This window comes from Pontibacter cellulosilyticus (assembly GCF_014306105.1).
Lineage (GTDB): Bacteria > Bacteroidota > Bacteroidia > Cytophagales > Hymenobacteraceae > Pontibacter > Pontibacter cellulosilyticus.
The window spans coordinates 676,445-688,714 of record NZ_JACRVF010000002.1 but is presented as its reverse complement, the minus strand read 5'-3'; the positions used below and the strand labels follow the sequence as shown (position 1 = coordinate 688,714).

11 protein-coding genes are annotated in these 12,270 nt (G+C 46.0%); 5 read left to right on the top strand and 6 right to left on the bottom strand.

Features of this window, described 5'->3' with window-relative positions:
• Positions 1 to 60: 60 nt before the first annotated feature.
• Positions 61 to 891, bottom strand: coding sequence for an orotidine-5'-phosphate decarboxylase (gene pyrF / locus H8S84_RS10745; RefSeq protein WP_187067311.1), 831 nt, complete (start codon positions 889 to 891; stop codon positions 61 to 63).
• Between the two features lie 437 nt (positions 892 to 1,328).
• Between pyrF and H8S84_RS10740 the strand changes: the two genes are divergently transcribed.
• Positions 1,329 to 1,739, top strand: a complete 411-nt coding sequence (locus tag H8S84_RS10740; RefSeq protein WP_187067310.1) for a hypothetical protein — start codon at positions 1,329 to 1,331, stop codon at positions 1,737 to 1,739.
• A gap of 66 nt (positions 1,740 to 1,805) precedes the next feature.
• On the opposite strand, the gene H8S84_RS10735 is transcribed toward H8S84_RS10740, so the two are convergent.
• The 4 genes from H8S84_RS10735 to H8S84_RS10720 all read right to left on the bottom strand — a co-directional run bounded on the left by H8S84_RS10735 (position 1,806) and on the right by H8S84_RS10720 (position 7,404).
• Positions 1,806 to 2,450, bottom strand: coding sequence for a LolA family protein (locus H8S84_RS10735; protein ID WP_187067309.1), 645 nt, complete (start codon positions 2,448 to 2,450; stop codon positions 1,806 to 1,808).
• Positions 2,451 to 2,476: 26 nt separating this feature from the next.
• The gene (locus tag H8S84_RS10730) at positions 2,477 to 5,089 is read right to left on the bottom strand and encodes an FtsK/SpoIIIE family DNA translocase (protein WP_187067308.1); all 2,613 of its coding nucleotides are present in this window, start codon (positions 5,087 to 5,089) and stop codon (positions 2,477 to 2,479) included.
• A 430-nt stretch (positions 5,090 to 5,519) separates the two neighbouring features.
• Positions 5,520 to 6,551, bottom strand: a complete 1,032-nt coding sequence (locus tag H8S84_RS10725; RefSeq protein ID WP_187067307.1) for a quinone-dependent dihydroorotate dehydrogenase — start codon at positions 6,549 to 6,551, stop codon at positions 5,520 to 5,522.
• A gap of 133 nt (positions 6,552 to 6,684) precedes the next feature.
• Positions 6,685 to 7,404 (bottom strand): VIT1/CCC1 transporter family protein, encoded by a 720-nt coding sequence (locus tag H8S84_RS10720; protein ID WP_187067306.1) that lies wholly within the window; start codon positions 7,402 to 7,404, stop codon positions 6,685 to 6,687.
• Positions 7,405 to 7,622: 218 nt separating this feature from the next.
• On the opposite strand from H8S84_RS10720, the gene H8S84_RS10715 reads away from it, so the two are divergent.
• Complete coding sequence (locus H8S84_RS10715) at positions 7,623 to 8,765, top strand: DEAD/DEAH box helicase (protein ID WP_187067305.1); 1,143 nt, start codon at positions 7,623 to 7,625, stop codon at positions 8,763 to 8,765.
• A gap of 67 nt (positions 8,766 to 8,832) precedes the next feature.
• On the opposite strand, the gene xerD is transcribed toward H8S84_RS10715, so the two are convergent.
• The gene (xerD, locus tag H8S84_RS10710; RefSeq protein ID WP_187067304.1) at positions 8,833 to 9,732 is read right to left on the bottom strand and encodes a site-specific tyrosine recombinase XerD; all 900 of its coding nucleotides are present in this window, start codon (positions 9,730 to 9,732) and stop codon (positions 8,833 to 8,835) included.
• A gap of 194 nt (positions 9,733 to 9,926) precedes the next feature.
• Here xerD and aroQ point away from each other — a divergent pair, with 194 nt between their 5' ends.
• The 3 genes from aroQ to H8S84_RS10695 all read left to right on the top strand — a co-directional run bounded on the left by aroQ (position 9,927) and on the right by H8S84_RS10695 (position 12,256).
• Positions 9,927 to 10,373 (top strand): type II 3-dehydroquinate dehydratase, encoded by a 447-nt coding sequence (aroQ, locus tag H8S84_RS10705; protein ID WP_187067303.1) that lies wholly within the window; start codon positions 9,927 to 9,929, stop codon positions 10,371 to 10,373.
• 86 nt (positions 10,374 to 10,459) lie between these two features.
• Positions 10,460 to 11,521, top strand: coding sequence for an aminotransferase class V-fold PLP-dependent enzyme (locus tag H8S84_RS10700; RefSeq protein WP_187067302.1), 1,062 nt, complete (start codon positions 10,460 to 10,462; stop codon positions 11,519 to 11,521).
• A gap of 174 nt (positions 11,522 to 11,695) precedes the next feature.
• Entirely contained in the window at positions 11,696 to 12,256 is a 561-nt protein-coding gene (locus H8S84_RS10695; protein WP_187067301.1) for a MarC family protein, read from the top strand.
• The last annotated feature ends 14 nt before the right edge of the window (positions 12,257 to 12,270 follow it).

Below are 12,270 nucleotides of genomic sequence, written 5' to 3'. Positions count from 1 at the left end.
TCTAACTAATGGAAAAGCATGAATACGCGGTTATAGGCACTGTATCTAAAGTAAAGTACTCTACAAATGCTGTACATATTGCTCCAAGTACTGTTCCATCTCCTTCTGAATCTCCAGAGCAGCCTCTCTTGCTTTTTCGGCGAAGTCACGCCCGGAAGAGGCGTAGATAATGCTACGTGAGGAGTTTACCAAAAGGCCGCAACGCTGGTTCATGCCCAGTCTTGAGATCTCTTCCAGGCTACCACCCTGTGCGCCTACTCCCGGCACCAGCAGGAAATGCTCCGGCACAATCTGCCTTACACGCTGTATATACTCTGCCTGTGTAGCTCCCACCACAAACATCAACTGGCCCGGTGTGCCCCAGGTAGAGCTTTCGCGCAGCACCTGCTCAAACAGGTATTCTTCGCTGCCATCAGAAAGGCGCAACATCTGGAAATCTTTGCTCCCCGGGTTAGAAGTAAGCGCCAGAAGTATAACCCACTTACCACCCTGCATCAGGAAAGGCTTCACAGAATCAGAACCCATGTAAGGAGCTACTGTTACCGAATCAAAATCCATCGTCTCGAAGAAGGCACGGGCATAAAGCTCAGAGGTGTTACCGATATCGCCGCGTTTGGCATCGGCAATGGTAAAAATCTCCTTCGGAATATATTGCAGCGTTTTCTCCAGACTTACCCATCCCTTTGGCCCCTGCGCCTCATAAAAAGCAATGTTGGGCTTGTAGGCCACACACAGGTCGGCCGTTGCCTCTACAATTTGCCTGTTAAACTCCAGCACAGGATCCTCTGTGTCTAAAAGATGCTGCGGCAGTTTTTTAGGATCGGTGTCGAGGCCAATGCACAAGTATGATTTCTTTAGCAGGATCTGCTCAAAAAGATGTTCTCTGGTCATGGGAGTATGGAGGGTATAGGTTTATACAAAAGTATAATAATAAGCGATGGTGCAAAAACTGATTTTGAGGTGGGGATGGTTAAAGTATATTTTGTTTTCAGCGGAAGTGTATCCAACCACCCCTACCCCTCCTCGTCTAAGGCGGGGAATTCTGTTATTACTTTAAACAAAGTATAAGTTTCATAGCAACTGCTTAATCTCCCTTTTCATAAGATCCTTAACAGGATGACCAAATAGATGATAGCAGCAATTATGACGATAGATGAAGTAATAAGGAAAAAGCTCCCCTCCTTGGATAAGGAGGGGCAGGGGTGGCTGGACTGTCAGTGCAGCCTGCTGCAATATTTTACTCCGCTTGCAACCCTTATGGTGTTATAGGAATCATACAGCTAAAAATACTGCTAACCTATAACTACTAATCCTTTCACCTGAACCCTATGGTAAGAATTTTATGTATTTTCACATTGCTGCTCTGTACAGCCTTTAGCTGCTCTAAAGAAACAGATACAGTTAAACCTACCGTACTGCTTTCTAAGATTATAGAAGTAGATGCTCCTGAATCCGGAAAGATTAATGAGGTAATAACCATGAAGGTTAAGTACACCCTTAGTAGTGGCTGTGTTGGTTTTAAAGGGTTAGAGGAAGAGAGAGCCGGAAACACCTACACAATTAAGGCTTATCTTTCTTCTGACAGTGACCCAAACAGAATTTGCCATCAAGCAGCTATGTATGGTTATACTGACTACACCTTTACGCCTACACAAGTTGGCACCTATACTTTCAACTTTTATCAGGATCCTGAGAACTCTATCACTAAAACCATCACCATCACAGACGGCACAAAATAAAACAAGCAAACAAAAAAGGCTGCTCCCATTTCGGAAGCAGCCTTTTTACATCATAAAAGGTTGGTATTATCTAAGGTCAACCACACTCACGCCTTTATACTTTGCCTTGTTAAACGTAAAAGCATCGGAAGCAAGCGTTGGGTTAGCCTGGAAGTTCTTAATAGTATAAGTATAGCGGTTGCCGTTGTTACGGAACATCTGCCAGCTCTTTAGAGTTTTGTCTTTCTGGTTAATGAATAGACGAACTTTAAAGATCGGGTTGCTACGGTCCTCAGGAGCAAGCTCAATCACATCATGCTTCACGCCATCAATCGTCTCAGTGCCGGCATAGGCATATTTGTGGCCTTTTTTATACATGTCAAAAATCTTGCTCGGCGACATAGCCTCCGCCTCTGCGTCAGTTTCAGTAATGGTTACCTCGTTGGCATCTTTCAGGTAAGTCCACATCAGTTTACCATCGTTGATGATTTCCTGACCGCTTACCCCTAAGCGATACTTATTACCGCTTACCAGAATATCGCCGTTCATGGTTTCTTTTACCTTAGCAGAAGGGTTCTCCAGCGTCTGGCTGAAGTTAGCCTTAAAAGCCTTCATAGTTTTATACTTCTGGCTCATGGCATTCAGTATTTTGCCAGCCTTAGGGTCTTGCTGCGCGCTTGCCAGGTTTACAAAAAGTAGCAACGCCAGCAGTAGAGAGAATAATCGTTTCATGTTTAAAATTTAATCCTTAGGTAAATCTACCCCATTGTATTCAATAACTGTTCCAAACTGTATTCGTCTGGAATTAAAACTTCGCGGGCCTTACTTCCCTCAAACGGACCTACCACACCTGCACTCTCGAGCTGGTCAATTAAGCGGCCTGCACGGTTGTAACCTAGTTTCAGGCGGCGCTGCAGCAGCGAGGTGCTTCCCTGCTGGTGCTGCACAATAATGCGGGCAGCCTCTTCAAATAATGGATCTTTAGAGCTTGGGTCGAAATCGGCTTTCTCAGAACCACTTTCATCACCAACAAATTCAGGTAACAGGTAGGCATCGTGGTACCCCTGCTGCTCCCCGATGAAGTCGCATATCCTATCTACTTCCGGAGTATCCACAAAAGCACACTGAATACGCACCATATCAGAGCCGATAGAGAAGAGCATGTCACCTTGGCCTATCAATTGGTCGGCACCGCCGGCATCCAGAATAGTGCGGGAGTCTATTTTAGAGGTTACTTTGAAGGAGATGCGCGCCGGGAAGTTAGCTTTGATGATACCCGTGATCACGTTTACCGACGGACGCTGCGTAGCCACCACCAGGTGAATACCAATAGCTCGGGCTAGCTGGGCCAGACGTGCAATCGGCGTTTCTACCTCTTTACCGGCAGTCATCATCAAGTCAGCCAACTCGTCAATCACCAACACGATAAACGGCATAAAGCGGTGGCCTTTTTTCGGGTTCAGCTTACGCTCTACAAACTTGCGGTTATACTCTTTCAGGTTACGGCAGCCGGCGTCTTTTAAAAGGTCGTAGCGCATATCCATCTCCATGCACAGCGAGTTCAGCGTGTTTACTACCTTTTTAGTATCAGTAATAATAGGCTCTTCGCTATCCGGCAGCTTAGCTAAAAAGTGGCGCTCAATCTTATTGAACAGAGATAATTCCACCTTCTTCGGATCGACAAGTACGAATTTAAGCTGCGAAGGGTGGCGCTTGTAAAGTAACGAGGTAAGTATAGCGTTCAAGCCAACCGACTTACCCTGACCCGTAGCACCCGCCATAAGCAAGTGAGGCATCTTGGCAAGGTCGGTGATGAAAACTTCGTTGGTAATGGTTTTACCGAAGGCAATTGGCAGGTCCATGTCGCTCTTCATGAACTTCTCCGTAGAAAGTATGGATTTAATGGAAACCATCTCTTTCTTCGTGTTCGGCACCTCGATACCAATGGTACCCTTACCCGGAATTGGTGCAATGATACGTATACCCAAAGCTGCTAAGCTCAAGGCAATGTCATCTTCCAGATTTTTGATTTTGGAGATACGCACACCAGCATCCGGCACAATCTCATAAAGTGTAACCGTTGGGCCGATGGTGGCCTTAATGCTGGCGATTCCGATGTTATAATGGCCCAGCGTAGCTACGATCTTGTCTTTATTTTCCTCCAGTTCTTCTTTCGTTACCTGAATTTTGTTCGTTCCGTAGTCGTTCAACAGGTCGATGTGTGGGTACTGGTAACGGGCAAGGTCAAGGGTTGGATCGTAGTTCTCTCCTGAAATTATGTCCGCTTCTGCCTCTTCAGGAGTCTGCTCAATTTTCAGCTCCATTTCCGGCTCTTCGGTATTGTCAAACTCCTCTTCTTCCAGCAGCGCGTCGTCAATATCAAGCTCTAAGGTAGGGCCAGCCGGCTTGGCAGGAGCTTCATTCAATGGCGTTAAGGAACTCAGCTCCATTTCCAGGGCACGGTTTATTTCTTCGTCGTCCTCGTCATACAGCTCTTCTTCGTCTTCAGTCTCCTCTTCATATTCAAGAGAGGCCGTTGGGTCAGCGTTGTGGTTTATACTTCGGCTACCGTTGCCCAGCACATCGCCCAGCGACTGCGCTGCAGCATAATTCCCTAACTGCTTATCCTCTTCTGCTTCCTCTTCTTTGGTTTTAGAGCCCCAGTTTATACTTGTGATGTTAAAGAACCCTACTAAAAACACCAGCATCAGGAAACCAAGCACCAGCCACGAGCCCCAGCCAATTAGGCTGTTCATCCAGATAGCTGCCTCTATACCGATGCCTCCGCCTAGAAAGCCAAACCTGCCAACAGCATCAAAAGCAAATACAACATAGCCGAGCATCAGGCAAAGCCACAAAGTACTAAAGCTGCAAAGGCCAAGTATGTAAGAAAGGGAAATGGTAACGCGCTTAAATACAATGCGCAGGCCCGTTATAAAGAATATAGGTATGATAAAGAAGGCACCCAGGCCTACCAGTTGATGAATGAAGATATGCGACAGCCACGCACCAAATAGCCCCAGCCAGTTCTCAGCCTCTTTGCCAGACTCTTTTAAACCAGTGCCGTCTACAGAATAAACCACGCTCTGGTCTGCATTACCCGTGAACAGGTACGACACAAAGGCAATGGTCATGCAGAAGGAAAGCAGCAGAAACGTAAAGCCAACGGTAAGCTTAACCCTACGATCCTTAAAAAAATCGATATTTATACTTGGCAACGAGAAAGACGGCAACTTAAACGACCATTTTTTCTTGGCCTGCTTGCCCATCTCGCTTTTAGGCACATTTGCCCTGCGTGGCTCATTCTTACCCCGCACCTCATTCTGCCGCCCATAATTAAGCGTATCGTTTCTGTAAGTGTTCTTGGCCATACCCTCTGACTAATTAAGATTTCAAATTTACATTTTTTTGGATAGATGCACCCAGCAAAAGGGAAGGCTTTTACTCAAATTTGTGAAATAATTTGGCTGGTAGTTCCTGATGGCTAATTATTGAATGGCTAAACCGCGAAATTGTTGATTGCTAACAATTACAGAACATAGAGAGGCAATATTTTGCGTCTTGTTTGTTGTCATAGCGCAACTGTTAAGCGTAGTGCTTCTTGTGCTGGTGAATGGCAACAAATCTTCAGACTTGCGTGAGAAAGTAAAGGAACAAGTATGGCTTTCGGAAGTCTGAAGAATTCCTCTCATGAAAAGTCACAAGTCACGCTTCGCTTAAGACTTGCGCCAGGAAGAGTTAAATAAATGACTTCACAGTGTCTTCGAAAACTGTGAGTGTCTTACCTAATAACGAAAACGACTAAAGCGTTAGCAATTTCTTATTAATGCGTGTTACCAGCGCAGGGCCTTCGTAGATAAAACCGGTGTATAACTGTACCAAGTCGGCTCCAGCCTGCATTTTTTCCACGGCATCGTCTGCCGTCATAATGCCGCCCACACCAATCAGCTTTATTTCTTTTGGCAAGTATGTACGCAGATGTCTTACAATTTGGGTAGAGTGATGGGTAAGTGGTTTTCCGCTGAGGCCACCCATACCTATTCCAGCAACTGTATCTGGCGAAGTATGCAACCCGGCTCTGCTCACAGTGGTGTTTGTAGCGATTATGCCGCTTAGCCTGGCCTCAATAGCAATTTCAATGATATCGTTGAGCTGCTCTGAGTTAAGGTCGGGGGCAATTTTAAGCAGCAGTGGCTTTGGTGTGGCGTGCTTCTGGTTTTCTTCCTGAAGAGTTAGCAGCAGCTTTTGCAGCGGCTCTTTGTCTTGCAGGGCACGCAGGTCCGGTGTGTTAGGCGAGCTTACATTCACTACAAAATAGTCTACTACATCAAACAAAGCCTTAAAGCTGTAGAGGTAGTCGTTGGTCGCCTCTTCGTTAGGTGTTACTTTGTTTTTGCCGATGTTGCCGCCTACAATGATACTGCTTTTGCGCTTTTCCAGCCTTCTCACGGCAGCATCCACGCCTTCGTTGTTAAAGCCCATACGGTTGATGATAGCCTGGTCTTTAGGCAGGCGGAACAGGCGCGGCTTTTCGTTACCGGACTGTGGCTTTGGTGTGAGGGTTCCTATTTCAATAAATCCGAATCCAAAGTGAGCAAACTCATCTATCAGCTTAGCATCCTTATCGAAGCCAGCTGCCAGGCCAACCGGGTTTGGAAACTTTAACCCGAACAGTTCCCGCTCCAGGCGCTGGTCCTGTACCTGAAACATACTTTGGGTTATGTTTTCTATAAAAGGCAGCTTGTAACCAAATTTAACGGCATCGGCAGTAAGGTAATGTACTTTTTCGGGGTCTAGTTGGAACAGCAGCGGGCGGAGCAGGCTTTTATACACGGCAGCTTTTTTGGGTTTAGATTGCTGCTTACAAATATAAGCTCATTATTTTAGGAATACAGAAATAGAAAGAATTTCGAAAAGTATAGGGTGCTATAAAGTAGATGGAAATAACAATGCTCCAATTTACTTTCTACCGGAACAGATTCTCCAGCACAGCTCCTGCAAAGTAGGCTAGCACGGCAGCAATGCCTCCTAAAAACAATGTCTCAGCAATACCTCTGATGGCATTTTTCTGATTAACCATACTTTTAAGCACCCCAATGATACAAAACGCCAGGCCGGTAAGCACGCAGGCATAGATAAACAGATTTTGTTTGCTGGTCTCAAAAACAAGCGCATACACATAAGCGGCAAGCGGAATAAAGCCGATCAGCAGGAAAGAGAAAAAAGTCATGCCGGCGGTTTGGTAAGGTGACTTCCGGTCTTTGGTCATCTCCAGTTCTTCCTTCATCATAGTCTCCACCCACACATCCTTATCCGACGTGATCACCTCCACTACCTGCTCCAGCAACTCGCCTTTAAATCCTTTATTGCGGTAAATCTGTCGTATCTCTTCTATTTCTGTTTCTCGTTTATTTTCAATCTCCCAGTACTCAATGTTCTTGTTTTTATCGTAGCTGTCGAGGCTGGCTTTGGTAGAGAAAAAATTACCCACCGACATCGAAAACCCATCGGCTATCAGGTTGGCAAACCCAAGTATGATCACCACCGGGATGTCGAGGTTAGCACCGGTTGCTCCTGCTACTACAGCAAAAGTGGTAATGGAGCCATCGATGCCACCATAAACAAACTCCGGTAAAAACTCCTTGTTAACTCCCAGCAGCTTTCCTGTGTCGTGCGCTTCAGCCATATGTACATGCTTAAATGTTTCAGAGCAATTGTTTTCTACATCAAGGTACTAAATCATAACTGTACTTTCACATGACATCCATCATTCCTGCTGTACTTTAGCTGTAATGAACTAAACCGCACGTATAAAACCATACCTTTGCACCGCAGCACTTACTCTAAAGCAGAAAAAGGGTGCACCAAAAAGTATAGATCAGTACAGAAAAAAATAAGCAGCGCATGTCGTTTTCACACCTCGGTTTATCAGCTCCTCTTTTAAAAAACATAGCAGCCCAGCAGTATGAGCAGCCACGCCCGATTCAGCAAGAGGCTATACCTGCTATACTTAAAGGGAAAGATGTGTTAGGGATTGCGCAGACAGGATCAGGTAAAACAGCCGGCTTTGCGCTACCTATACTTGAGAAGCTACAGCGCACAGAGCCCTCTCGCAACAGGTTTGTAAAGGCACTTATACTTGTTCCTACCCGTGAGCTGGCTGTGCAGGTGAAGGATGTATTTCAGGCATTTGGTTCTGGCCTGCCCCGAAAAGTAAAAACATTGGCAGTGTATGGCGGTGTAAGTATAAACCCGCAGATGATGCAGCTGCAAGGCACTGATGTGCTGGTGGCTACACCAGGAAGACTGTTGGACCTGATCAATTCGAAAGCGGTGCATCTATCTCAGGTGGAGGTACTGGTGCTGGACGAGGCCGATAAAATGCTGAACTTGGGCTTTAAGGAAGAGATGGATAAGATTTTTTCGCTGCTGCCTGCTAAACGCCAAAGTATACTTTTCTCGGCCACGCTTAGCAACGATGTGCAAAGTATAAACCAAATGCTGCTGCAAAACCCGGTTACCATCGAGATTGAGGCTGAAAGTATAAGTCCGGAACAGATTAAGCAGCTAGCCTATAATGTAGCCCCCGAAAAGAAAGGCCCGTTCCTGAGATACCTGATAAAACAGGGTGACTGGCAGCAGGTGCTGGTATTTGTATCCTCTACGCGCACGGCGGATAACCTGGTAGACAAGCTGAATAAAAATGGCATACAGGCGGCTACCATGCACAGCAAGAAAAGCCAGGGAGCCAGAACAGAGGCTTTGCGTAAATTTAAAGCAGGAGACCTGCGTGTTTTGGTCGCCACCGATCTGGCCTCACGGGGTATTGATATTGAGCAGCTGCCGCACGTTGTTAACTACGATCTGCCCCGCTCTCCCAAAGATTACATTCACCGCATTGGCCGCACAGGCCGTGCAGGTGCCACCGGCGAAGCAATTTCTCTCATCACCCCAGAAGATCAGCACCACTTTAAGATCATCCAGAAAAAAATGGGCAAGCGGGTTGCGATAGTGGAGTCGGAGGAGATTGATTTAAAAGGCTATTAGCTGTAATTAGCTTTTTTAGAAAGAGCACTCCGAACACGATCATAATTCCTCTGCAGAGATATTCTTACTAACTCCTAGGATGATAATCCTTGATCACCTGTTTCAGGTAATCCCTGTCTAAGTGGGTATAAATTTCAGTAGTCGTGATGGACTCGTGGCCTAGCATTTCCTGTACCGCACGTAGATCGGCTCCGCCTTCTATCAGGTGCGTAGCAAAAGAGTGGCGGAAAGTATGGGGGCTTACTGTTTTCTGGATTCCGGCTTTTGCAGCCAGGTCTTTGATGATCGTAAACACCATCACGCGCGTCATCTGTGCACCGCGGCGGTTGAGGAAAATAATATCTTCGTGGCCTTTTTTGATTTTGAGGTGACAGCGCACACCCTCTTTGTAAAGTTTGATATGCTTTAGTGCGTCGCGCCCGATTGGCACCAAGCGTTCTTTGTCACCCTTACCGGCCACTTTCAAAAAGCCCATATCTTCGTACAGGTTGCTCAGGCGCAGGTCCAGAAGCTCGGAAACACGTAAACCAGAACTATACAGCGTTTCCAGCATCGCACGGTTACGTGTACCTTCAGGCGTAGAAAGGTCAATAGCACTTAGCAACTGCTCTATCTCATGAAAGTTAAGCGTATCGGGCAGTTTGCGGCTAAGCTTTGGAGCCTCTACTGTATCGGTAGGGTCAGTTTGCAGCATATCTTCCATGATCATGAATTTGTAAAAAGCCCTGATGCCTGAAAGCGTACGCGCCTGCGAGTGCGGCGTCATGCCTAGTTCTGCCACCCACTCCAGAAACTCACGTATATGCGCTGGCGTAATTTGCTGCGGTGAAACGCTTAGTCCCTTTAGCTCCAGGAAGTCGGTTAGCTTCGACACATCGCGCAAATATGCCTCTACAGAGTGCTTCGAGAGCGATTTTTCCAGCTTTAGGTATTCGCCGAATTGCTTTGTTGTGATATGCCAGCTCATGTTAGGGACAAAGGGTGGTTAGACTAAAGACAAAAGACAGGTTGCAGAAAGGAAGAAGGCACAGGTTTAATCTAAATTAGCTGTAGTCTTTTGTCCTTTATCTATTTTCTTTTGTCAAAAAAACTAAGCAAATATAGTTAATCCTTACCTTTGTCTTCTCAGAAACTTACCATAATATCTAATTGCCTGCTTCTATGAAAATACTGATCCTGAACGGCCCTAACCTGAACCTGCTGGGCGTACGCGAAAAAGCCGTTTACGGCAGCCGCTCTTTCGAAGACTACTTTGGAGAGCTGAAGGAGGCATTTCCTGCATTGGAGCTCACTTATTTTCAATCTAACACAGAAGGCGCTTTAATTGATAAGCTGCACGAAGTTGGCTTTAGCTATAAAGGCATCGTGATGAACGCAGGGGCATATACCCATACTTCGGTTGCACTCTCAGATGCGATCAAGGCCATTGATACGCCGGTTGTGGAGGTGCATATCTCTAATGTATACAAGCGCGAAGCTTTCAGGCACAAAAGTATGCTGGCACCTTACTGCGAGGGCGTGATAGTTGGCTTCGGATTGGAAAGTTACCGGCTTGCCTTACAGTATTTTGAAAGGTTAAAGCCAAAACAAATCGGCTTTAGTGTGTAACTCTGGTATAGTTTACCGTTATCTACAGACCTAACTTTTTGAGAACAGGTATAGTATAACTCCTATATTTTTTATACTTTCCCTTCATGCTGAACTTCTATCCAGGGCCTTCTAAAGTATATAGTGAAGTACGCGCTTACATGCAGGATGCGTACGATGAGGGCATTCTGAGCACGCCCCACAGAGGTGAGCAATTTGTGCAGCTTTCGCGGGCTGTGGTTGGCTCTATCAAGCGCAAACTAAACATCCCGCAAGACTACTACATCTTCTTTACCTCATCGGCCACAGAGTGCTGGGAAATCCTGATCCAAAGCCTTACAACACACAAAAGCTTCCATATCTATAATGGCTCTTTCGGGGAGAAATGGTGCCAGTACGCCAAAAACCTGAGGCCGAAATCAGAGGGCTATAAGTTTGATGTGAACGAGCCTATGCCAGTAGACCAACTGGAGATAAGCACTGACACCGAACTTATCTGCTTTACCCAAAACGAGACCTCTAACGGCACCCAGGTTTCTGCCACTACAATACTTAACCTGCACAACAAATTCCGCGATACCCTGATTGCCGTGGACGCCACCTCGTCGATGGCCGGGTTAAATTTAAAACTGATAAAGGCAGATATCTGGTTTGCATCGGTGCAGAAGTGCTTTGGCTTACCAGCCGGTTTGGGTATTATGGCTTGCTCGCCGAGGGCAATTTTTAGGGCGAAGCAGATGAACGAGCGCGGGCACTACAACAGCCTGGTAAGTATGTATGAGAAAATGCTGAACTACCAGACTACCCATACACCGAATGTGCTCAACATTTACCTGCTCAAGCGCATGCTTGAGGATCGGGAGTTTATAAAAAGTATAGATCAGCAGCTTTCAGACCGTGCCGAGGACCTTTATACTTTCTTTAGCCAGTTCACAGATTTTAAACTGCTGATAGAGAACGAGGAGGTGCGCTCCAAAACTGTTATCGCCATCGAGGCACCTGAACGATTGGTTGATGAAGCCAAAAAGCGTGCTTTGTACCACAACATCCGGTTAGGCAATGGCTACGGTCCATGGGCACGCAACAGCTTCCGGATTGCCAACTTCCCAGCCATACTTGACGAGGAATACGAAGAGCTAAAACGCTTCTTCCTGCACTACTATGCCTAATATGAGTTAAAGAGTTTTGGAGTTAGAAAGTTTAGGAGTTGTGCATTCAGATATATACTAAAACAGGCACTCTAATCAATATCCAACTCCGATTCTAACTTTCTTCTACCACATTTTGCCTAACTTTGGGCACCTCTTTAACTTTCTAACTTTCTAATTCTTTAACTCAGAACCATGTTTAGCTTAAAAGAGATAGCCTCTGTTACGCTTACCCTTTTTGCCGTTATCGACATTCTTGGATCCATCCCGATCATCATAGACCTGCGCAAGCGCGAAGGAAAAATAGAGTCTGAGAAAGCAACTATTATCTCTGGCGTTTTGATGATCGCTTTCCTGTTTCTGGGTCAGTCTATACTAAAGCTGTTTGGTATCGATTTTCAGTCGTTTGCCATGGCAGGTGCTATTATTATTTTCCTAATTGGTTTGGAGATGATCCTCGGCAAAGACTTTTTCCATTCTGATCCCGAGTCGAAGAGCGGTTCTATTGTGCCCCTGGCCTTCCCGCTTATTGTTGGTGCCGGTACTATGACTACGCTGCTCTCGCTACGCGCTGCTTACTCGCTGCCAAACGTGCTGGTAGGCATTGTGCTAAATCTGGTGTTTGTATACATCGTGCTGAAGGCATCTAGCTGGATAGAGCGTAAATTGGGCAAAGACGGCGCTAACGTACTCCGAAAAGTTTTCGGTATCATACTGCTGGCCATCGCCATTAAGCTCTTTAAAACTAATTTGTAATTTTGACTGAGTGT

Excerpts from the sequence above, each read along its gene's own strand:
- H8S84_RS10740 (WP_187067310.1), top strand. The coding sequence starts at position 1,329 with ATGGTAAGAATTTTATGTATTTTCACATTGCTGCTCTGTACAGCCTTT.
- H8S84_RS10735 (WP_187067309.1), bottom strand. The coding sequence starts at position 2,450 with ATGAAACGATTATTCTCTCTACTGCTGGCGTTGCTACTTTTTGTAAAC.
- aroQ (WP_187067303.1), top strand. The coding sequence starts at position 9,927 with ATGAAAATACTGATCCTGAACGGCCCTAACCTGAACCTGCTGGGCGTA.
- H8S84_RS10730 (WP_187067308.1), bottom strand. The coding sequence starts at position 5,089 with ATGGCCAAGAACACTTACAGAAACGATACGCTTAATTATGGGCGGCAG.
- pyrF (WP_187067311.1), bottom strand. The coding sequence starts at position 891 with ATGACCAGAGAACATCTTTTTGAGCAGATCCTGCTAAAGAAATCATAC.
- H8S84_RS10695 (WP_187067301.1), top strand. The coding sequence starts at position 11,696 with ATGTTTAGCTTAAAAGAGATAGCCTCTGTTACGCTTACCCTTTTTGCC.
- H8S84_RS10715 (WP_187067305.1), top strand. The coding sequence starts at position 7,623 with ATGTCGTTTTCACACCTCGGTTTATCAGCTCCTCTTTTAAAAAACATA.
- H8S84_RS10700 (WP_187067302.1), top strand. The coding sequence starts at position 10,460 with ATGCTGAACTTCTATCCAGGGCCTTCTAAAGTATATAGTGAAGTACGC.
- xerD (WP_187067304.1), bottom strand. The coding sequence starts at position 9,732 with ATGAGCTGGCATATCACAACAAAGCAATTCGGCGAATACCTAAAGCTG.
- H8S84_RS10720 (WP_187067306.1), bottom strand. The coding sequence starts at position 7,404 with ATGGCTGAAGCGCACGACACAGGAAAGCTGCTGGGAGTTAACAAGGAG.